This is a genomic window from Vibrio sp. GLN_1, from assembly GCF_043106015.1.
Taxonomy (GTDB): domain Bacteria; phylum Pseudomonadota; class Gammaproteobacteria; order Enterobacterales; family Vibrionaceae; genus Vibrio; species Vibrio parahaemolyticus.
In genome coordinates, this window is the sequence record NZ_JBICMD010000017.1 from 384,402 (window position 1) to 404,064 (window position 19,663).

The window sequence follows — 19,663 nt, forward strand, 5'->3', positions numbered from 1 at the left end:
AAAAATGCACATAGCAAGAATAAATAGACACATAAGCTGTGGTTACATTTGACTGAAAAATACGAGTGAGCCCTTTTACAGCAATGGGTATCATATTTTGATACCACCCAGTGCAACCAAGTCAACATGGTTAGCATTCGATAAAATTCCACCTTTAGAATAATTCACTGGATAAATGAGTATTTTCAGATTCAATTACCCGCTTAAAAACCATAGGCAATATATGTCATTAAAGTTTACAAGAAACACAAAATACGGTGTTTTATTAAAATTTGATCTCGATTTATAGAACCTACACAGTAAATTATTCCGTGATTTAAATCACTTTTAGTTGTTTACATCTTTTTTACATTTCCACATCTCCGTTTACCACTGGTTTGACTTCCTTTTTTCTTCTCGGTTATACATTGGCCGACCGTTAACGAAATATTAACGTCACATTTGGTCGCTATGCGACCAGACATAGGAAATAATAATAATCGGAGCAACAAGGATGTATAAAAACACAACCGCTTTATCTGTTGCGATCAGTCTTGCTTTGGGGACAGCGGCAGCAGTGGCCCCTCTAACAGCACAGGCAGAAGAGCAACAAGTTGAAAAACTTCAAAAGATGAAAGTTACTGGTTCGCGCCTAACGCGCGCATCTATGGAAGGAAGCACTCCAGTAGCAGTAATTGGTCGGGCTGAAATTGAACGCGCTGGTGACGTATCGATTGCCGATGTATTGCGTAAATCATCTTTTAACTCATTTGGTTCTTACAGTGAAAGTTCAGGCAGCTCATGGCAAAGCCAAGCAACCATGTCGCTACGTGGTTTGGGCTCTTCACGTACTCTAGTTTTGATTAATGGCAAACGTCTACCAGGCTCTGCAACCATGGGTGGTGGCGCTGCAAACATCAACGTAATTCCATCGGCAATCGTAGAACGCGTGGAAGTGATGGCTGACGGCGGTTCTGCTGTATACGGCTCTGATGCTGTAGCAGGCGTAGTAAACATCATTCTTAAAGAAGAATTTGATGGTATCAACGTAAGCGTGGGTTCTGGCATTCCAAGTCAAGACGGCGGCGACGAAGGAAACGTTGCACTCGTGATGGGCACAAGCGGTGAGAAAGGCAACATCATGTTCTCTTTCGAGCATGATAGCAAAGACGAAATCTACCAACGCGATCGTGATTACCTAAGTTCAACCAACACCGGCTCTGCAAACTATTTCGATATGTCAGGCGTTAGTATCTTTGGTCGCAACGTTTACCATGATGGCGAGTTGAAAGCACTTAAGGGCTACGACACTAACGCGTCATGTGATCCTTCAAAAGGTTTTGTAGGCTTAACAAACTACCCTGGTTTGGGCGATATCTGTGGCTACGACTACACATCGGAAGCTGCTCAAACGGCATCTTTAGAACGTAATACCGTATTTATGAACGGTAATATCTTCTTGTCTGACGACACTACTTTTAATGCACAAATGCTTTTAAGCCGCAATGAAAGTTTTGGTCGTTTCGCACCTGCAGCAGGCTCATTCGACGTAGATCCTAACACGAGTGGTGGCGCTGATTTCTTCGCAGAGAATGGCCTTGATACAACCAAAGGTCCAGCTTCTGTATACTACCGTTTTAACAACGTGGGAACTCGTGATACTACAGTTAAAGATTTCCAAGCTGATTTCAAAGCAGGTCTTGATGGCACGCTTTATACCGACTCTTTCGGTGAGGTAATTTGGGAAGCTGGTTACCACTTAAACTTCTCTAACAGTAATGAAGTTGGTACTGGTTACGTATTCGGTTCAGCGGCATCGAACCTAGTTGAATCAGGTCAGTTTGTGAATGGCGAGTTCAGTGCAGATGCAACAAATCAGTTGTCTGCAGGTACTAGTCGTGAATCCCAAATGGAAATGCATCAGTTTTCTGGCGGCCTTCAATTTGACCTAGCAGAAGTTGGTGACATCACTATTCCATTGTATGTTGGTGCTGAATTTACCACTTACGATTACTTCGATAAATACGACCCACAAAGTGAAGCAGGCAACATCATCGGTAGTGCTGGTAACTCTGCGGGTGGCGATCGAGAAACTTATGCATTTTACGCAGAATCTATGATCGCGTTTACTGATGAGCTGGAAATGAACATTGCGGCTCGTTACGACCACTATAGCGACTTCGGTGATGAGATCTCGCCAAAAGTATCTTTCCGTTACCAGCCTCTTGATAACCTGATGTTCCGTGCTGGTGCTGGTATGGGTTTCCGTGCTCCAACACTATCTGACCTTTACGCGGCTGACAGCTACTCGTCAGACTTCGCAAAAGACTACAGCTACTGTTCAGCAAATGGTATTGCATACGCAGACTGTCCAGAAACTCAATACGATGTAACTCGTACAGCAAACGAAGATCTAGAAGCAGAAACATCAGTATCGTTTAACTTTGGTGTGAGCTACTCACCAATCGACGACCTAGACGTAACAGTGGATTACTACAACATCAGCATTGATGACATGATCACACTGAATACTCTGCAAAGCATGATCGACGAAGAGCGTAGCTCTGGTGTTTCTAACCCGAACATCATCCGTGATGCAAATGGCCGCATCATTGAAGCAACAGCGGGGCTGCAAAACTTAGGTACACTCGATACTTCAGGTATCGACCTCAAAGTCGGCTACAGTTACGACTTTGATTTTGCGACAGTTCGTTACGACTTCATGGGAAGCTATGTTCTGGACTACAGCACACCTGAATACGTTGGTGGCCCAGTAAATAATCAAGTAGGTCGTAATGGTTTGCCTGAGTACCGTTTTAACACTGGTGTTGGCTTAAACTTCCTAGAAGACCATGACATCTATCTATCTGCAGACCACATCGCAGACCAAGCTCAAGATGTTGACGACAACTACAATAAAATCGGTCACATATCTTCACAAACAACGTGGAACATTGCGTACAACTACCTAGCTCCGTGGGATGCAAAATTCACGGCAGGTGTTCGTAACCTTACTGATGAAGATCCTGCATTTGAATCTGATGGTGTAACTTACAACTCAGACCTATACAGCATTCAAGGCCGCGTTTACTTCTTGAAATACTCTCAAAACTTTTAATTAAAACCTTTGGCGCAGGAGTATTTCCTGCGCCCTATTCGACTGACTATTTACACTAACAAGGATGCTACTATGACGTTAAAGGAATTTGGCGTAAGTGCAGTGACTGCCGCGATTCTCTCGGTAAGTGGTGCAGCGATTGCTGCAGACTCTGGAACCGTAGTCGCCAATCAAGCACAAACAACGAAGTCTTCTCAAGCTTCTCAGCAAAAAATCGATACTTACGCTGAAAGCACAGAAGGTATGTTGGCAGAATATAAGGGCTTACTTCGTCAAATCGATAGTATGAAAGTCTACAACGAGCAAATTAATCGAATGGTTCAATCGCAACAGGGCGAACTGGACTCATTGAATAACCAAATTGCTCAAATCGATCAAACAGCAACAGAAGTTGTTCCTCTAACACTAAAAATGATCGATGCGCTAGATGAGTTCGTTACTCTCGATTTGCCTTTCCAAAAAGAAGAACGCAACAAACGCGTTCAAGAGTTACGCCGCCTGATGGATCGCGCAGACGTAACGACTTCTGAGAAATTCCGTAAAGTGATGGAAGCGTACCAAATTGAAGAAGGCTTCTCTCGCTCAATTGAGTCTTACAAAGCGAGCTTAGATCGTAACGGCGAAATCGTAACGTACGATTTCTTACGTATTGGTCGTACAGCACTTCTATTCCAATCTCCAGACGGCGGTGAAACAGGTATGTGGAACCAACAAACACGTCAATGGGAGACACTACCTGAAAGCTACCGTATTGCGGTACAGCAAGGCCTTCGTATTGCGAAGAAGCAAGCGCCACCAGCGCTAATCAAATTGCCTGTATTTGCTGGGGAGGAATAAGAGATGAAAGGATTCAAAACTCTAGCCGCTGGTCTACTAGCCAGCTTATTTATGGTTTCTGGCGTACAAGCTGAAACCCCACAAACACTTTCTGAACTACTAAAAAACGTAAAATCAGAAAGCATTGTTGAATCAAAAGAAAACAAAGAACGCGAAGCTGTGTTCAAACGCGATCGTGACCAACAAGCCGTATTACTGCAACAAGCGCGCGATGAGCTTGCCGCACAACAAGCACTGGGTGATCAGCTAAAAGCAACGTTCGACGAAAACGACAAACAACTGACTGAACTAACCGAAACACTGCGTGTTCGCTCCGGTACCTTGGGTGAAATGTTTGGTGTGGTTCGTCAATACGCAGGCGAATTTAAAGGTCTGTTTGCCGCTTCGCAAAATGCCGTTCAGTTCCCAGAGCGTGATGCACTGCTGACGAAACTGGCAGAAAGTAAAGAACTACCATCAACTCAAGAGCTGGAAGCATTCTGGCACACTATTCTTCAACAAGTTGTCGTATCTGGTGATACATCAACAACACAAGCAACGGTTGTTTACGGTGAAGGTAAAGAAGCCGTTCGCGACGTAACGCTAGTAGGAGAATTTAACGCAATTGCAGATGGCAAATACGTCATTTACGTACCTCAAACTGGCAAGTTCGAAGAACTATCACGTCAGCCAAGCAAGAACATCACAAGCCAAGTGGCTGGTTTTGAATCAGCAAAAGGCACTTATGAGCCGCTATTCCTTGATCCATCTCGTGGCGTAATTCTATCGCTACTAGTACAGAGCCCTACCGTTCAGGAGCGTATTGACCAAGGCGGTATCGTTGGTTACGTCATCCTAGCAATGGGCGCTGTTGGTGTCATCATCGCGCTATTGTGCTTCCTACGCCTTCAGATCATCGGTGGCAAAATGCGTAAACAGGCGAAATCAGACACAGTTATCCCTGGCAACCCTCTAGGTGAAGTTATCCAAGCTTACCAAGATCACAAAGGCGACAACCTTGAAGATCTGGAAGCGAAGTTGGACGAAATCATCCTACGCAATGCACCAAGCATTGAACGCTTTATCAGCTCAATCAAACTGTTTGCTTCTGTAGCTCCACTACTGGGTCTACTAGGTACAGTAATGGGTATGATCGGTACCTTCCAGGCAATCACACTATTTGGTACCGGCGATCCGAAACTAATGGCTGGCGGTATTTCTGAAGCATTGGTAACCACCATGTTAGGTCTGGTTGTCGCAATTCCTCTACTGTTCCTTTACACCATCGTACACAGTAAAGGTCGTCGTTTGGTTCAAACTCTTGAAGAACAGAGTGCAGGTTTCATCGCTCGCTATCAGGAAAAACTACATAAAGCCGAAAGCTAAGGAGGCGTTATGTGGTGGTTAGTTGGAGAACTTGAATCAATTAGGCGCTTCTTGGGAATGGGTGGCGATGTACTCGTCGCTATCTTCATCCTCAGCTTCATGTTATGGGCAGTGCTGCTAGAACGCTGGTTCTACTTTGCCGCCGTCGCTCCAAGAGCCGCGAAAAAAGCCGTGACTCTTTGGAGTGAGCGTTCAGAACATCAAAGCTGGAACGCAAAGATGATCCGACAAGAAATTGTATCTCGTCAGGATATTGAGAATAAAAAGGGGCTACCAATCGTCAAAGTACTGATTGCACTTTGTCCCCTACTTGGCCTGCTCGGCACCGTAGTCGGCATGATCCAAGTATTCGACATCTTAGCGGTAACCGGAACAGGAAGCCCTCGAGCAATGGCCTCGGGGATCTCAAAGGCAACAATCCCAACTTTAGCCGGGATGGTGGCTTCTCTGTCAGGACTGTTCTTTAGTTCACGTCTTGATCATTTAGCCAAAGTCACAACGCAAAAGCTGGAAGATAAGCTAAAGCATATTGCCTGAGTAAATGGAATTAGAGGTATAGGTCATGAAAAGACGCTATAGCAGTGATAGCAGTGACGAAACAGCTATCGATATGACACCGATGCTCGACATCGTATTCATCATGTTGATCTTCTTTATCGTAACAACATCGTTCGTTAAAGAAGCAGGTTTGGAAGTAAACCGCCCAACAGCAAGCTCAGCACAAACCGTGAAGAAAGGGAACATTATGGTTGCCATCGGTGCCGCTGGAGACGTATGGGTTGATAAACGACGCATTGAAGTCGACGCTGTTCGCGCCAACATCGAACGTCTTCGCGCAGAAAGTCCTGATGGCGCTGTTGTTATCCAAGCGGATACCGAGGCCAATGCAGGGGTAGTCGTGAAGGTTATGGACCAGATTAAGATGGCAGGTGTCGAAAGCATCTCCATTGCCGCAACGAATAAGGATTAAGCTTATGCGGTATCTGGCCTCAATTGCACTGGCGCTCATTGTCTCCCTCGGATTGTTCTGGGGGATGGACAAGCTGGTAAACAAAGAGCGCCACGAGCTAGTGTCGAATGATGATCAGCGTATGGTCGATTTCATTCGCATTAAACCGGACGAAAAAGTACAGGAGAAAAAACGCGAACTCCCGAAACCGCCACCACCTAAGCGTCCGCCGCCGCCACCAGAAATGAAGGTGACGTCGACAGTAAAGCCGGTGATGGACCAAGTTCCAATGGATATGCCAAAACTCGATCTACCAGTTAACGTCACTGGTGGCTCAGTGCTCGGTCATTACAGCCAAGGTGGCGGAGCGAGACTGGCAGGTAGCGGAGGCCCTGTGCCTTTAGCAACATTCCAACCTCAGATGCCTCGTAAGGCCGCCCGTTCTGGACTTGAGAAAGGTATCGTACTTGTAGAGTTTACTGTTAACGAACGTGGTAGCGTCGAGGACGTCAAAGTTTTAAAAGAGACACCACGTAAGTTGGGCTTGGGACAAGCCGCGAAGAAAACCGTATCTAAGTGGACCTTCAAACCCAAAATGGTTGATGGTAAAGCGGTTAGCTCTCGCCTTTCTCAAGAAATTGAGTTCTCTACAAACTAAGGAGTCATACGTATGAAAGCATATACCAAACTGTTGGCTTCTCTAGTGTTATTGTCAGGCGCGTATGGCGCGCCTGGTTTTGCCAACACTCCGGAGTTGTCAGACAAAACGTTTCGAACGGTAAACAAAGTTCAGGAACTCATTGCTACAGAAAAGTACGCTGATGCCCTTTCTAAATTGAACTCAGCATTAAGTAGTACAAGTAAAAAACAATATGACCGTGCAGTCTTACTGCAACAGATGGGCTTTTTGTACTCTCTGCAAGATGACTACCCGAAAGCAGCAAAGTATTTTGCTGATGCGTTAAGTTTAAACGCACTTCCAGTGCCTGTAGCCCAGCAAGTTCGTTATAGCTTGGCGCAGCTTTACTTAGCCGAAGGGCAATTTAAAAAGTCAGTAGCAACCATGAATGAGTGGTTCAAAATTGCAGAAACCACCGAAGAAAAGCCACAAGCGCATGCATACATCACTCTAGCGAGTGCTTATGTTCAGCTAGAAGATTACAAAAACGCGATTCCACCAGCTAAGCAAGCAATCGCTATGAGTAAAGAACCTAGTGAATCTTGGTATCAGCTACTGATGTCTGCGCACTATGAACTTAAGCAGTTCAAGAGCGTTGCGGGTGTATTGAAAATATTAACCACTAAATATCCAAAAAATAAGCGTTACTGGACTCAATTGTCTGGTATTTACATGGAGTTAAATCAAGAGCGCAATGCCCTTTCAACACTAGAAATGGCTCATAAATTGGGTCTATTAGAAGGTGAGAAAGAATACCTGCGTTTAGTAAACTTCCAAGCTTATCAAGGGGTGCCTTTCCGCGCAGCGAAAACACTTCAAGCAGCCTTTGATAATGGTCATGTAGAACGCAACGCAAAAAATTTGGAAACACTTGGTTCGTTTTGGCAGCAAGCACAAGAACTTGAACAGGCTATCGACGTCTATCAGCAAGCTTACAATCTTGCTCCACAAGCAAAAACTCAAATAAAAATTGCTCGTCTAATGATTTTAGACAAGCAATATACGGAGGCGACGAAATTTACGCAAAACGCCGCCCCAGATGCTAAGCACGAACAAAAAGGAGAGCTCTCTTACATTCGTGGCATGGCATATTTTGAGTTAAACCAACCGAGTAATGCTCTTAAAGCAATGAAAAGTGCGGCTCAATCTCCGGATATGAGAGCAATGGCGAGCCCTTGGATTAATTTCCTAGAGTCACAAGGGTAAGTCATGCATTTAGCATGGCGCGAAAATTAAGTGTGAGTCAGTCGCACGCCTGGGGAAGTGAAAGCTTCCCCTTTTTTCGTCGTTTTTCAGTTCTCAATCCGTTGTCATTGAAGGGTACGCAAACCAAAAGATCAACTGGTAACCACATAGAGATCATGATACTCTTCGCCTCCATTTTTCTGGCGGGATTATCACCAATCACCATTTCCATAATGGCTGATTCCTTGCCGCCAGTGCTATCGTTATAAGACTGTCGAGACTTTCCTTCGGCACTCAATCAATCCAATCAAAAGTGGAACAGTACAATGGGCAAAGGTACTCTCTATATCGTATCTGCACCTAGCGGCGCAGGTAAATCTAGCTTGATCTCAGCAATGTTGGAACGTAATCCAACATACGCAATGAAAGTGTCTGTGTCTCACACTACTCGCAACATGCGTCCTGGTGAAGAAGACGGTGTCCACTATCACTTCGTCGCAAAAGAAGAGTTTGAAACTCTGATTGCTAAAGGCGACTTCCTCGAATACGCCGAAGTGTTTGGTAACTATTACGGTACGTCTCGCGTATGGATTGAAGAAACGCTAGAGAAAGGCATCGATGTATTCCTAGATATCGACTGGCAAGGTGCTCGCCAAATTCGTGAGCAAATGCCAGAAGCAAAAAGCATCTTCATTCTGCCACCTTCAAACGGTGAGCTTGAACGTCGTTTAAATACTCGTGGTCAAGACAGCGCAGAAGTCATCGCCAAGCGCATGGCTGAAGCAAAATCGGAAATCTCACATTACAGCGAATATGACTACGTCATCGTGAATGATGATTTCGACACAGCATTAATGGACTTTAAAGCTATCCTTCGTGCAGAAAGATTGAAGGAAGAAAAACAAGCTGCTAAATATAAAGGTATGCTTGACGCGTTATTAGCAGAATAGCTCTCACCAAAGAGTCAGTCTGTTTAACCAGAATTTCCGCTACTTTGTATTGTGCAAAGTGGCCATAATAAACAAGAGAGAAAGCCCACACATTGTGGCTTGTCTAATTGCTAGTAAATAAAGTAGTTAGGTTGTATACTTTCTCGTCATTCTAAAATTTAGTTAACTATTTGGAGTCCTCATGGCACGCGTAACTGTTCAAGACGCTGTTGAAAAAGTTGGCAACCGTTTCGACCTAGTACTGATTGCGGCTCGCCGCGCTCGTCAAATGCAAACTGGCGGTAAAGATGCACTAGTGCCAGAAGAGAACGATAAGCCAACGGTTATCGCTCTACGCGAAATCGAAGAAGGTTTAATTACTAAAGAAGTTCTAGACGCTCGTGAACGTCAAGAACAGCAAGAGCAAGAAGCGGCAGAGCTAGCGGCAGTAAGCAGCATCGCTCACAACCGTTAATTCTGTCTTTAGAATTCAACAACCTCCCGGGCCTATAATTTGTATCTATTCGATAGCCTCAAAGACGTTGCCCAAGAATACCTAACAGAGCCTCAAATTGAGGCTCTGCGTCAATCTTATGTGGTAGCGAGAGATGCCCATGAAGGGCAAACCCGCTCTAGCGGTGAACCATACATCATCCACCCTGTCGCTGTGGCTCGTATCTTGGCCGAAATGCGCCTCGATATTGAAACCCTCCAAGCTGCTTTGCTGCATGACGTCATTGAAGACTGTGACGTTACAAAAGAAGATCTCGAAGAGAAATTCGGCAACACCGTCGCTGAGTTGGTTGATGGTGTATCTAAACTGGACAAACTCAAATTCCGTGACAGGAAAGAGGCTCAAGCTGAGAACTTTCGCAAGATGGTTCTGGCGATGGTGCAAGATATCCGCGTTATCCTGATCAAACTGGCTGACCGTACGCACAACATGCGCACGTTAGGTGCACTTCGACCAGACAAAAAACGTCGCATCGCTCGTGAAACACTAGAAATCTATGCCCCATTAGCTCATCGTCTTGGTATTCACAATATCAAAACTGAGTTGGAAGAGCTGGGTTTCGAAGCGCTGTACCCAAACCGTTATCGCGTACTCAAAGAAGTCGTGAGAGCGGCTCGCGGGAATCGCAAAGAGATGATTCAGCGTATTCACAGTGAAATCGAAGGCCGACTGCAAGATGTTGGTTTGAATGCACGCGTCGTAGGTCGTGAAAAGAACCTGTTCTCCATCTACAACAAGATGAAAACCAAAGAACAGCGTTTTCACACCATCATGGATATCTACGCTTTCCGAGTGGTTGTTGATACTGCCGATACTTGTTATCGCGTTCTAGGCCAAGTACACAGCTTGTATAAGCCGCGCCCAGGTCGCATGAAAGACTATATCGCGGTACCAAAAGCGAACGGCTATCAATCGCTTCACACTTCCATGGTTGGCCCACACGGTGTGCCTGTTGAAGTTCAGATCCGTACTGAAGATATGGATCAAATGGCGGACAAAGGTGTCGCAGCTCACTGGTCTTATAAAGACAAGGGCGATAAGTCGGGCACGACCGCACAAGTGAAAGCACAGCGTTGGATGCAAAGCTTGCTTGAGCTACAACAAAGTGCCGGTAACTCATTCGAATTCATTGAAAACGTAAAATCGGATCTATTCCCAGATGAGATTTACGTCTTCACACCAAAAGGTCGTATTGTTGAACTGCCACTTGGCGCGACAGCCGTAGATTTTGCTTACGCGGTACATACCGATGTAGGTAATTCCTGTGTTGGTGCTCGTGTTGATCGCAACCCTTACCCACTAAGTAAGGCGCTGAAGAACGGCCAGACAGTAGAAATCATCAGTGCGCCAGGTGCGCGTCCAAATGCCGCTTGGTTGAACTATGTCGTGACTTCTCGCGCTCGCACTAAGATTCGTCAAGTACTGAAAACCATGCGCCGTGAAGAATCCATCACGCTCGGCCGCCGCCTATTGAATCACGCTTTGGGTCGTCACTCGATTGACTCCATCTACCCAGAGAACATTCAAGAAGTACTGACCGATCTGCGCTTAGAAAGCACAGACGATTTACTCGCAGCAATTGGCTTAGGCGAACTCATGAGTATTGTGATTGCTCGTCGTTTGCTGGGCGATACTGAAGAACTAACGACAACCAGTTCCATTCCAACCGACTCGAAGAAGAAACTTCCAATTCGTGGCGCGGAAGGTTTGCTGCTGACGTTTGCTAACTGCTGTCACCCAATTCCAGATGACCACATCATTGCGCATGTGTCTCCTGGCCGTGGCTTGGTTGTTCACCGTGAAACGTGTCCAAATGTGCGCGGTTACCAAAAAGAGCCGGACAAATACATGGCCGTTGCGTGGTCTGACGATTACGACAAAGAGTTTATCGCAGAACTGAAAGTCGACATGCTCAACCACCAAGGTGCTCTGGCAGAATTGACCAACGTGATTTCAAAAACAGGCTCCAATATCCATGGCCTGTCGACCGAAGAACGTGATGGCCGACTGTATACTGTCACCGTTCTGCTGACGACTAAAGATCGTGTCCACCTTGCAGGTATCATGCGAAAAATCAAAGCGATGCCGCAGGCGACCCGAGTCAGACGAAGAAAGAACTAAACTCATCGCCACCCACTCACACTGGGTGGCGATTTTTTTATACCCTATTTATTTACTATGAATTTAGAACGTTACCACCGTATCCATCAGGTGCTGAAAGCACGCCAAACCGACCTTACTTTGTGCCTAGAAGAGGTTCACAAACCTAACAACGTCTCTGCCGTTATTCGTACGGCTGACGCCACGGGCTTACACAAAGTTCATGCTATCTGGCCTGATAAAATGCGCACTTTAACCCACACTTCTGCAGGTGCTCGTAACTGGGTTGAAGTAGAAACTCACAACTCGATTGAAACCGCCATTACCGAGCTCAAAGCCCAAGGCATGCAAGTATTGGTGACCAACTTATCGGACACCGCGGTCGATTTTCGTGAAATCGACTACACCAAACCGACTGCAATCATCCTGGGTAGTGAGAAAATTGGCGCGTCTGAACAAGCGAAAAAACTCGCTGATCAAGACATCATTATTCCGATGATTGGTATGGTGCAGTCTTTGAATGTCTCAGTCGCCAGTGCTGTGATTCTTTACGAAGCACAACGCCAACGTGAAGCGGCAGGCATGTATGATCGAGAAGAAAGCGCACTACCAAAAGAAACCATTCATCGCATCTTATTTGAACGTGGTCACCCAGTGCTTGCCAAAGTAGCGAAACGCAAGAAACTGGAATACCCGCCACTCGACGATGAAGGTCAAATCATCGCAGATGAGGCGTGGTGGCAAGAGATGCAAAAAGCTTAAGCTGAAACATAACGTCGAAAGCCCTCGCTTTCTACGCCACTTCTTATAGTTTTTCCTGTACAAAAACACAGCTCAATGGTTAACATACTGCTATGTTAACCATTTTCTTGAGCTTTCTATGTCTGCCCAAATGCTATCTGCTGTTCCTTTAACTTCTCTATCAGGAGTTGGCGCCAAAGTCGCAGAAAAACTCGCTAAAGTCGGCTTGCATAGCGTTCAAGATTTGTTGTTCCACCTGCCTCTACGCTACGAAGATCGCACCCGCATTTATCCTATTGCCAAACTGCACGCAGGCCTTTGGGCTGCGGTACAAGGTAAAGTCATGACCGTCGATACCATTTTTGGTAAACGCAAAATGCTGACAGTCAAAATCAGTGACGGCAATGGCACTATCACGCTGCGTTTTTTCAACTTTACTGCAGCGATGAAGAACAATTTTTCACAGGGTAAGTTAGTACACGCTTACGGAGAAATTAAGCGTGGTGGTATGGGGCTGGAAATTGTGCACCCTGACTACAAATTTTACGCCAGTGAACAAAAGCCAGATGTGGAACAAAGCTTAACCCCGGTTTATCCAACCACAGATGGCCTGCGTCAAATCACTTTACGTAACCTTACTGAGCAAGCATTGGTGCTACTCGATAAAGCAGCAGTGCAAGAATTGCTACCTTCTGGCTTGTATAACCATCAGATTACTATGTCGCAGGCGTTGCACACCATTCATCGCCCGCCGCCAACCATTAATTTAGATGAATTTGATGAAGGTAAGCACCCCGCTCAAATCCGTTTGATCATGGAAGAATTGCTCGCTCAGAACTTGTCGATGTTGGCGGTTCGCAGCAAAGGCCAGCAAGATATCGCCTTACCGCTCGCACCATGTGACAAACTGAAAAAACAGCTGTTGGCGCAACTGCCGTTTTCTCCGACCAATGCTCAAGCACGCGTGGTGAAAGAGATTGAATCCGACCTCGAAAAGCCGTATCCAATGATGCGTCTTGTCCAAGGTGACGTAGGCTCAGGGAAAACCCTCGTCGCGGCACTGGCTGCGGTTCGAGCTATCGAGCACGGTTATCAGGTCGCACTAATGGCACCAACTGAGCTGCTCGCCGAACAACACGCCATCAATTTCGCCAACTGGTTTGAAGCCATGGGCATTCAAGTAGGCTGGCTTGCTGGTAAGCTCAAGGGCAAAGCCAAAGAGACGGAACTGGCTCGCATTGCCAGCGGTGAAGCGCAAATGATAGTGGGTACTCACGCCCTCTTCCAAGAACATGTGGAATTTCATCACCTAGCTTTAGTCATCATTGATGAGCAGCACCGCTTTGGCGTCCATCAGCGATTAGAGTTACGTGAGAAAGGGGCAAAACAAGGCGCGTATCCGCATCAGCTCATCATGACGGCGACTCCGATTCCTCGCACGCTAGCAATGACAGCGTATGCTGATTTGGAAACGTCGGTGATAGACGAATTACCACCAGGCCGAACGCCGATTCAAACCGTCGCCATTCCAGATACCAAACGTGACGACATTGTCGAGCGGGTACGAAACGCTTGTCTTAACGAAGGCAAGCAAGCGTATTGGGTGTGTACGCTGATCGATGAATCGGAAGTGTTGGAAGCTCAAGCCGCAGCAGACACCGCCGAAGAGTTGCAGCGCAAACTGCCAGATGTAAAAATTGGCCTAGTTCATGGCCGTATGAAGCCCGCCGAAAAGCAAGCTGTCATGCAAGAGTTTAAAGACAACAAGCTCCACCTGCTCGTAGCCACGACGGTGATAGAAGTTGGCGTAGACGTGCCAAACTCTAGCTTGATGATCATCGAAAACCCTGAACGCCTTGGTTTGGCTCAATTACACCAGTTAAGAGGCCGCGTCGGTCGAGGCTCGGTTGCCAGTCACTGTGTCCTGCTGTACCACGCCCCCCTGTCGAAAACCGCACAAAAACGACTCGGTGTGCTGCGTGAAAGTAACGATGGCTTTGTTATTGCGCAGAAAGACCTCGAGATCCGCGGGCCCGGCGAATTGTTGGGCACCAAACAAACAGGCTTGGCTGATTTCAAAATTGCCGATTTAGTTCGAGATCAACGCTTAATTCCCGAAGTTCAACGTATTGCACGTCATATTCACGACAATTACCCAACCAATGCAGCCGCCATTATCGATCGCTGGCTAGGCGAGCGTGATATCTACTCCAAAGCGTAAATCTTAAAGCGAGCCAAACGGCTCGTTTTTTAGTACCGCCACCAATAGCAAACGATTGCTTTTTGGGTAAATCTCTCTATAATCGCGCTCAAAATTTCTAGAGTGTGCCTCATCACACTTCACCAACCTGAGTTGACACTGATTAACAGCAATCACAGGTAACGACGTCAACTCCACCCAGCCCTCCCATTCAGCGAGATCTGGGAACACATTGCGACTAGCGAGACAAATCATGACAACTTCAAACCGATCTTCGGAACTGGTCTATCAATTAAATGATCGTCCACCACTGCCACAAACGATTTTTGCTGCACTTCAGCATTTATTGGCGATGTTCGTTGCGGTGATTACACCTTCATTAATCATTTGCCAATCTTTGGGCGTTCCGGCCGATCAAACCAACACCATTATCAGCATGTCGCTGTTTGCATCTGGTGTTTCTTCCTTTATCCAAATCCGTACCTTTGGCCCTGTCGGCTCCGGCTTGCTATCGGTGCAAGGCACCAGCTTTAACTTTTTGGGTCCAATCATCGGTGCGGGTTTATCACTCAAAGCAGGTGGCGCGGACATCAGCACCATGATGGCGGCGATTTTCGGGACGATTTTAGTTGCCTCCTTTGCCGAGATCTTACTGTCTCGTGTGCTTGAGCATGCACGTCGCATCATCACACCTCTCGTCTCTGGCATTGTCGTAACTCTGATTGGCCTGACGCTGATCCAAGTTGGCTTGGTTTCTATGGGTGGAGGCTATGCTGCAATGGGCGACGGTACTTTTGGTAGCTTAGACAAACTGGCGCTCGCTGGTACCGTACTTGGTTTAATTGTGATTTTGAATCGTTCTAAAAACCCATACATTCGCGTGGCTTCGATCGTGATTGCCATGCTGGTTGGCTATGTAATGGCATACTTCATGGGTATGGTCGACACCTCAAAATTGGGGGAAACCAACCTCGTTGCGCTACCGATTCCGATGCAGTACGGCTTGTCATTTGACTGGTCACTATTTATCCCTCTCGTGCTGATTTTCTTTATCACGGCGTTGGAAGCGATCGGCGACATTACCGCAACGTCTGAAGTATCTGGCGAGCCGGTTAAAGGCCCTATTTACATGAAGCGCATCAAAGGTGGGGTATTAGCGGATGGTCTGAACTCGGCCATCGCTGCGGTATTCAACAGCTTTCCAAACTCTACTTTCAGTCAAAACAACGGCATTATCATGCTAACGGGCGTCGCAAGCCGTTACGTGGGTTACTTTATCTCGGGCATGTTAGTGATTCTTGGTCTATTCCCGGGCGTGGCCAGTTTTGTTCAGCTGATCCCAGAACCTGTACTTGGTGGCGCTACCATCGTGATGTTCGGCACCATTGCCGCTGCAGGCGTGCGCATTATCTCGCGTGTTGACCTCGACCGACGCGCGATTCTGATTATGGCGCTGTCATTCTCGATGGGGTTAGGTATCGCTCAGAAACCTGAGATTCTGCAGTTTATGCCTGAGTTTATTAAAAGCATCTTCTCAACTGGTGTGGCTGCTGGCGGTATCACCGCGATACTGCTGAACTTGCTGCTTCCAGAAAAACTGACAGAAGAAGATGAACTTGTCGCTCAAGAAGTGAAAGAGTCTTAATACCTGTACTTAGAAATTAAAAAGCCCAACCACATTTTTGGTTGGGCTTTTTGGTTTAAGAAGGTTATTTGGTCGGGAAACTGATTTGGGCGATCAAGCCGCCTTCACTGCGATTACGCATCACCACCGAACCTGAATGTTGGATAACAATACGTTTTACAATCGCTAAACCCAGACCAGTACCTTCGCTGCCACGAGCCGTATCACCACGGGTAAACGGTTCGAACAACTTCGCGATTTGCGACTGCTCAATCCCCGGACCGTTATCTTCTACGCATATCCAAACCAACTGTTTGTCTGCCGTCACGCCTGTGCTGATTTTCACCCAACCGTTGCCGTAACGCAGTGCGTTGACAACTAAGTTACTCACCGCTCGCTTAATAGCAATCGGGCTACCTTTCGCAGGAGGAAGGTGCATGTTCAAGTCCGTTTCAATCTCGACTTCATATCCCCCTTCAGAGCTCGCCACGTCACTAGCGATGGTACTGACATCAACCGACTCAAACGATTCTTTGTTTACAGGCTTTAGATAATCCATAAATTGACTGATGATCTCATTGCACTCTTCCGTGTCACTGATGATCCCTTCCGCCAAATAGCTGTCTTCTGGCGACATCATTTCAGTAGCGAGACGAATTCGCGTCAGCGGCGTACGTAAATCATGACTGATGCCTGCCATTAACAGAGCGCGGTCTTCTTCGAGCTCTTGAATCCCTTTCGACATCTGGTTAAACGCACGAGTTACCGAACGAATTTCCGATGCGCCTTTTTCTGGTAGCGGTGGGGGAATTTCCCCTCTCCCAACGCCTTCTGCCGCTCGTTGCAACGCCAATAATGGCCGGTTTTGCAAGCGAATAAACAACCAACCACCTGCGATAATTAATAGCGCCATGATCAGGCTGTTACGAAATAGCGGCGCAAAGTCCTCTTCTTGCAGCTCAGACAGCGGGATGCGAATAATGGAATTGGGCAACTTCTCGATGTGCATCCACAAAATGTAGCTTTCACTACCCAGCAGCAGGCGTACTTCGGTTGGTGAGCCTAGCTCTTGAGTCATTTCCTCCGACATCAAATCAATCGACATCGCATGGTTAAACTCAACCGCCTTCTCGCTGTTGATGCTGTGAACTGTCACGCCCAACCTTTCTAATAACTGGCGACGCAATGGTGCATCCGATTTGAGCGGGCCATCTTCATCGAGAACCAGATTCAGTTCGTGAGCAAGAATTTTGTTGAACTGTTGCAGGCTTGGCATCAACGCGTAGTTAAAAACGGCGTAATAAGAAAAGACTTGGCTAGCGAGAAGCAAGGAGATGAACAGTAGAATAGATTGTGTCAGTGAACTTCGGATTCGCATGGAAATTTCCTGATGATCCTAATTGCGAAAACCTCGGCCACCAAATAAGAAGGAAATTTGATGGCCGAAGTTTTAAAAACCGATTGCCGGTTAAGTGAGTAAGAATTACGACTCTTTGCCGTCTGGGACAAATACGTAACCTAACCCCCATACGGTCTGGATGTAGCGAGGTTTACTCGGATCGTCTTCCAACATGCGGCGTAGACGAGAAATTTGTACGTCGATAGAACGCTCCATCGCCGAGTATTCACGACCACGCGCCATGTTCATCAGCTTATCACGCGACATTGGCTCACGCGCGTTGGTTACCAGTGATTTCAACACCGCAAATTCACCCGATGTTAATGGCATCGCCTCATCACCACGGAACATTTCACGCGTGCCGAGATTCAAACGAAACTCGCCAAACTCGACCACTTTTTCTTCCGTACTTGGCGCGCCCGGTAGCTCAACCGTTTGGCGACGTAAAACCGCTTTAATACGAGCGAGTAGTTCACGCGGGTTGAACGGTTTAGGTAGGTAATCGTCCGCACCAACTTCCAAACCAACAATACGGTCAACCTCGTCACCTTTTGCTGTCAGCATCAGAATTGGCAACATGTTATTGGCGTGGCGTAAACGGCGACAAATCGACAAGCCATCTTCGCCTGGCAACATCAAATCCAATACCATTAGGTGAAAGTTTTCGCGTGTTAGTAGGCGATCCATTTGTTCGCCGTTTGCTACACTACGGACTTGAAAACCTTGCTCAGAAAGGTAACGCTCCAACAGAGCACGCAAACGAGCATCGTCATCAACCACTAAAATTTTATGATTTTCCTGCATTGAAACATCCTTTCAGAAGCATCTATTGACGAAAATGTATCACTGTTTTTTCAAACGTGCTTGTGCAAATTGTTACTCTTTTTATCTTAGACGCGGTTTTGGGAAATTATTTGCGCGCCGCCCTAAGTATTTAGCGATATTGACTTTGTTTCGAGATGTGAACAACGCCACAAAAACGCGATGAGAGGTAGTGTTAACCGCCGCGAAGGTCGGAGTGCCTACTGGCCGTAATTCCATTCCAACTCACGTTTAGCGTCTAACAACTCTTTTTGCGCTTCATCTAATTTTCGGCGCTTTTTCTCGATTTTGTCGCTCGAACCCGACGTTTGTGCCTCTACCAATTCTAGCTCGCGGGCTTTTACTTTTTGCGCTTTTTGTTCGATTTCTGCTTGCAGTTTTTCGCGTAAATCTTCTTCCGAGCATTCATCCTCAATCGCAGCAAGGGCTCGTTTTAATCCATCAATGCGCTTTTGATTACCTTGTACTGTGGCGTATTCAATTTGCTGCTCAAGAGCAAACGCTTTGGCATCACACCCTTTTAGCTCTTCTTGAGCGACAGTAGGAAGCGAAATAGCCATCGTTAACGCAGCACCACAAATCACGGCTTTCATTTTAAACCTCTCCAGTAAATACAGCTCGCGCCCTCAAATGAGGGCGCATAAAAATAGGTCACATCATTGGCAAACGCACTTCGCTCGCCAAATGTTTCAAGGTCGAGGAAGTTAAGATTCTGCGCTTTGCTTGTTGTATTCAATCGAATTGATGAACCACTCTTTGTCACCTTCCGGCGTTCGAACGGTAAATTCTTCATCCACTTGCTTTTTCAACATGGCTCTGGCCATAGGGGAATCAATGGAGATGTAATCTTTGGCATCGCCATATATTTCTTCTGGCCCCACAATGCGGAACTTCTTCACATCACCGGCTTCGTTTTCAATCTCGACCCAAGCACCAAAAAAGACTTTGCCTTCTTGTTGAGGTGAGTAATCTACGATAGTGACTTCAGGTAAAAACTTTCTGAGAAAACGAACGCGTCGATCGATTTGACGCAGCAGTCGTTTATTGAAGGTGTAGTCAGCATTTTCCGAACGATCGCCAAGGCTGGCCGCCCACGTCACGATCTTGGTGATTTCTGGACGCTTTTCATTCCAGAGGTAATCGTGCTCTTGCTTGAGTTTGTTATAACCTTCACGGGTAATCAGCTTAGTTTTCAATTTGGCTCCTATTCATTTCGGCATAA

17 protein-coding genes are annotated in these 19,663 nt (G+C 46.5%); 13 read left to right on the forward strand and 4 right to left on the reverse strand.

Annotated features, from left to right (window positions below):
* Positions 1-493: 493 nt before the first annotated feature.
* The 13 genes from ACF8OV_RS10165 (at position 494) to ACF8OV_RS10225 (ending at position 16,241) form a co-directional block, all read left to right on the forward strand.
* Entirely contained in the window at positions 494-3,097 is a 2,604-nt protein-coding gene (locus ACF8OV_RS10165; RefSeq protein WP_021486907.1) for a TonB-dependent siderophore receptor, read from the forward strand.
* Between the two features lie 72 nt (positions 3,098-3,169).
* Positions 3,170-3,934 carry a DUF3450 domain-containing protein gene (locus ACF8OV_RS10170; RefSeq protein ID WP_005496754.1) on the forward strand — a complete coding sequence of 255 codons (765 nt, stop codon included), beginning with the start codon at positions 3,170-3,172 and terminating at the stop codon, positions 3,932-3,934.
* 3 nt (positions 3,935-3,937) lie between these two features.
* Positions 3,938-5,299, forward strand: coding sequence for a MotA/TolQ/ExbB proton channel family protein (locus ACF8OV_RS10175; RefSeq protein WP_025633790.1), 1,362 nt, complete (start codon positions 3,938-3,940; stop codon positions 5,297-5,299).
* Between the two features lie 9 nt (positions 5,300-5,308).
* Complete coding sequence (locus ACF8OV_RS10180) at positions 5,309-5,836, forward strand: MotA/TolQ/ExbB proton channel family protein (RefSeq protein WP_005458945.1); 528 nt, start codon at positions 5,309-5,311, stop codon at positions 5,834-5,836.
* A gap of 25 nt (positions 5,837-5,861) precedes the next feature.
* A complete protein-coding gene (locus ACF8OV_RS10185; RefSeq protein WP_005458951.1) occupies positions 5,862-6,269 on the forward strand; it encodes a biopolymer transporter ExbD in 408 nt (135 codons plus the stop codon).
* A 4-nt stretch (positions 6,270-6,273) separates the two neighbouring features.
* Entirely contained in the window at positions 6,274-6,906 is a 633-nt protein-coding gene (locus ACF8OV_RS10190; RefSeq protein WP_005458947.1) for an energy transducer TonB, read from the forward strand.
* Positions 6,907-6,918: 12 nt separating this feature from the next.
* On the forward strand, positions 6,919-8,133 hold the full coding sequence (locus ACF8OV_RS10195) for a lipopolysaccharide assembly protein LapB (protein ID WP_025573454.1): 1,215 nt from the start codon (positions 6,919-6,921) through the stop codon (positions 8,131-8,133).
* A 305-nt stretch (positions 8,134-8,438) separates the two neighbouring features.
* Positions 8,439-9,062, forward strand: a complete 624-nt coding sequence (gmk, locus tag ACF8OV_RS10200) for a guanylate kinase (RefSeq protein ID WP_005496750.1) — start codon at positions 8,439-8,441, stop codon at positions 9,060-9,062.
* A 181-nt stretch (positions 9,063-9,243) separates the two neighbouring features.
* Entirely contained in the window at positions 9,244-9,516 is a 273-nt protein-coding gene (gene rpoZ / locus ACF8OV_RS10205; RefSeq protein WP_005379346.1) for a DNA-directed RNA polymerase subunit omega, read from the forward strand.
* A 39-nt stretch (positions 9,517-9,555) separates the two neighbouring features.
* Entirely contained in the window at positions 9,556-11,676 is a 2,121-nt protein-coding gene (spoT, locus tag ACF8OV_RS10210) for a bifunctional GTP diphosphokinase/guanosine-3',5'-bis pyrophosphate 3'-pyrophosphohydrolase (RefSeq protein WP_005459012.1), read from the forward strand.
* A gap of 57 nt (positions 11,677-11,733) precedes the next feature.
* A complete protein-coding gene (gene trmH, locus ACF8OV_RS10215) occupies positions 11,734-12,417 on the forward strand; it encodes a tRNA (guanosine(18)-2'-O)-methyltransferase TrmH (protein ID WP_005478720.1) in 684 nt (227 codons plus the stop codon).
* A gap of 118 nt (positions 12,418-12,535) precedes the next feature.
* On the forward strand, positions 12,536-14,617 hold the full coding sequence (recG, locus tag ACF8OV_RS10220) for an ATP-dependent DNA helicase RecG (RefSeq protein WP_203504518.1): 2,082 nt from the start codon (positions 12,536-12,538) through the stop codon (positions 14,615-14,617).
* 232 nt (positions 14,618-14,849) lie between these two features.
* Positions 14,850-16,241, forward strand: coding sequence for a uracil-xanthine permease family protein (locus ACF8OV_RS10225; RefSeq protein ID WP_005459007.1), 1,392 nt, complete (start codon positions 14,850-14,852; stop codon positions 16,239-16,241).
* A gap of 64 nt (positions 16,242-16,305) precedes the next feature.
* On the opposite strand, the gene envZ is transcribed toward ACF8OV_RS10225, so the two are convergent.
* The 4 genes from envZ to greB all read right to left on the reverse strand — a co-directional run bounded on the left by envZ (position 16,306) and on the right by greB (position 19,637).
* Positions 16,306-17,598: a two-component system sensor histidine kinase EnvZ gene (gene envZ, locus ACF8OV_RS10230; protein WP_005459014.1), complete on the reverse strand. Its 1,293-nt coding sequence runs from the start codon at positions 17,596-17,598 to the stop codon at positions 16,306-16,308.
* A gap of 105 nt (positions 17,599-17,703) precedes the next feature.
* Entirely contained in the window at positions 17,704-18,423 is a 720-nt protein-coding gene (ompR, locus tag ACF8OV_RS10235; RefSeq protein ID WP_005459027.1) for a two-component system response regulator OmpR, read from the reverse strand.
* Between the two features lie 218 nt (positions 18,424-18,641).
* Positions 18,642-19,034: a DUF1090 domain-containing protein gene (locus ACF8OV_RS10240; RefSeq protein ID WP_021449007.1), complete on the reverse strand. Its 393-nt coding sequence runs from the start codon at positions 19,032-19,034 to the stop codon at positions 18,642-18,644.
* Positions 19,035-19,145: 111 nt separating this feature from the next.
* A complete protein-coding gene (gene greB, locus ACF8OV_RS10245; protein ID WP_005458979.1) occupies positions 19,146-19,637 on the reverse strand; it encodes a transcription elongation factor GreB in 492 nt (163 codons plus the stop codon).
* Positions 19,638-19,663 lie beyond the last annotated feature (26 nt).

Bases quoted from the DNA above. Each gene is read 5' to 3' on its own strand.
- ACF8OV_RS10165 (WP_021486907.1), top strand. From the start codon at position 494: ATGTATAAAAACACAACCGCTTTATCTGTTGCGATCAGTCTTGCTTTG.
- trmH (WP_005478720.1), top strand. From the start codon at position 11,734: ATGAATTTAGAACGTTACCACCGTATCCATCAGGTGCTGAAAGCACGC.
- envZ (WP_005459014.1), bottom strand. From the start codon at position 17,598: ATGCGAATCCGAAGTTCACTGACACAATCTATTCTACTGTTCATCTCC.
- ACF8OV_RS10170 (WP_005496754.1), top strand. From the start codon at position 3,170: ATGACGTTAAAGGAATTTGGCGTAAGTGCAGTGACTGCCGCGATTCTC.
- ACF8OV_RS10240 (WP_021449007.1), bottom strand. From the start codon at position 19,034: ATGAAAGCCGTGATTTGTGGTGCTGCGTTAACGATGGCTATTTCGCTT.
- ompR (WP_005459027.1), bottom strand. From the start codon at position 18,423: ATGCAGGAAAATCATAAAATTTTAGTGGTTGATGACGATGCTCGTTTG.
- ACF8OV_RS10175 (WP_025633790.1), top strand. From the start codon at position 3,938: ATGAAAGGATTCAAAACTCTAGCCGCTGGTCTACTAGCCAGCTTATTT.
- ACF8OV_RS10195 (WP_025573454.1), top strand. From the start codon at position 6,919: ATGAAAGCATATACCAAACTGTTGGCTTCTCTAGTGTTATTGTCAGGC.
- recG (WP_203504518.1), top strand. From the start codon at position 12,536: ATGTCTGCCCAAATGCTATCTGCTGTTCCTTTAACTTCTCTATCAGGA.
- ACF8OV_RS10185 (WP_005458951.1), top strand. From the start codon at position 5,862: ATGAAAAGACGCTATAGCAGTGATAGCAGTGACGAAACAGCTATCGAT.
- ACF8OV_RS10180 (WP_005458945.1), top strand. From the start codon at position 5,309: ATGTGGTGGTTAGTTGGAGAACTTGAATCAATTAGGCGCTTCTTGGGA.
- ACF8OV_RS10225 (WP_005459007.1), top strand. From the start codon at position 14,850: ATGACAACTTCAAACCGATCTTCGGAACTGGTCTATCAATTAAATGAT.
- ACF8OV_RS10190 (WP_005458947.1), top strand. From the start codon at position 6,274: ATGCGGTATCTGGCCTCAATTGCACTGGCGCTCATTGTCTCCCTCGGA.
- gmk (WP_005496750.1), top strand. From the start codon at position 8,439: ATGGGCAAAGGTACTCTCTATATCGTATCTGCACCTAGCGGCGCAGGT.
- rpoZ (WP_005379346.1), top strand. From the start codon at position 9,244: ATGGCACGCGTAACTGTTCAAGACGCTGTTGAAAAAGTTGGCAACCGT.